The following is a 1636-nucleotide window of genomic DNA, read 5'->3' as shown; positions in this document are numbered from 1 at the left end:
CTCCGTGCGCCGGTCAAAACCGGCAAAGTGTTGTGAATGAAAGAGTCATACGTTGAAGGCTTAGCCAGCTACGGCGGCCCCGAGTCATGCGTGCACATTCGTGAGGGTGTGGGCGAAGCGTTGACAGGGGTACGCGCAGGCCGGGTATTGAGCCGCGTAATCCATGCCCCGCGCTGTTTGGCGCGGGAGGTTCGGGGTGCCGAGGCTGTGGAGACATGCCGAAGGCCACACCGGCGCTGCCGCATTGGCGAGGCAGCGTCGGACCCCGCGCGGTCACAGACCCCGCGCACGCGCGGAAACACTTTGCTCGGGAACCGGGAGATCCCGCGTCCTTCTGCATCGCGCTGGGAAGCGACGAATGCAGAGCGCATCGAAAAGCCCAAGGGCGTACAGCGATGAGCCACAGGCGCGGGAAGTCGGACTGCTGCGTAGTACCGAAGAAGCTGCCGAACAAGGCCGCGGGGGAAGCTCCTGCGGCGGCGGAGGTGGTGGAGGGAAGGCGGCAGGCCAAGGGAAATGCCATCGCGGCGCGCATGTCCCGCAGATCGATGCGGACCTACGACATGGGAACCGCGCTCGATGGCATACGACGGACGGCAAAGGGCCGTCGCGATGCGAAGTTCACCGGACTGCTGCATCACATCTACGCGGTCGAACGCCTTGAGGCGGCCTACCACGCGCTCAAGCGCGATGCGGCTGCCGGGGTGGACGGCCAGACTTGGCAGTCGTACGGGCAGGACCTGCAGGGCAATCTGCGGGACCTGTCCGACCGACTGGCCCGAGGGGGCTACCGGCCCCAGCCTGTCAAGAGGGTGTACATCGACAAGGCCGATGGCAGCAAACGCCCCCTGGGCGTGCCGGCGCTGGAGGACAAGATCGTCCAGCGCGCTGCGGTCGAGGTCCTGAACGCCATCTACGAGCAGGACTTCCTCGGGTTCAGCTACGGCTTCAGGCCGGCGAGAAGCGCGCACCACGCGCTGGACGCCGTGGCGGTGGGAGTGAGCGCAAGAAAGGTGAACTGGATACTCGATGCGGACATCAGCAAGTTCTTCGACACGATCGAGCACGACTGGCTGGTGAAATTCATCGAGCACCGCGTGGCCGACGCGCGCGTGCTGCGGCTGATCAAGAAATGGCTGCACGCGGGCGTGCTGGAAGAAGGCAGGCTGACGCAAAATGAGCTGGGGACGGTTCAGGGTGGGAGCATCAGCCCACTGCTGGCCAACATCTACCTGCACTACGCGTTCGACCTGTGGGTCAAGCAGTGGAGGGGGCGCCATGCCCGAGGCGACGTGATCGTCGTGCGCTATGCCGACGATTGGGTGGCCGGATTCCAGTTCCGCGACGACGCCGAGCGTTTCAAGCGCGCGGTGGCCGAGCGGCTGGGCCAGTTCGGGCTGAAGCTGCACCCCGACAAGACGCGGCTGATCGAGTTCGGGCGCTTCGCCCGGAACAACCGAGGCCGCCGGGGACAGGGCAAGCCGCAGACCTTCGACTTCCTGGGCTTCACGCATTGCTGCGGGCAGACCAGGAAGGGCAAATTCATGGTGCTGCGGCTGACCAGTGCCAAACGCCTGCGAACCAAGCTGCAGGCGGTCAAGATCGAGCTCAGACGGCGCATGCACCGACCCATCAA

At 65.3% G+C, this 1636-nt stretch carries 1 protein-coding gene; it reads left to right on the top strand.

What is annotated here, in order from left to right; genetic code table 11:
* Window positions 1-215 precede the first annotated feature (215 nt).
* Window positions 216-1636, top strand: a 1421-nt coding sequence (gene ltrA / locus FFS10_RS22845) for a group II intron reverse transcriptase/maturase (RefSeq protein ID WP_212744179.1), incomplete at its 3' end; no start/stop codon positions are given.

Origin of the sequence: Ramlibacter sp. 2FC, from assembly GCF_005503345.1 — a bacterium.
Classification (GTDB): domain Bacteria; phylum Pseudomonadota; class Gammaproteobacteria; order Burkholderiales; family Burkholderiaceae_C; genus SCMQ01.
The sequence above is the reverse complement of the archived record's forward strand: the minus strand, read 5'-3'. Positions and strand labels throughout refer to the sequence as shown.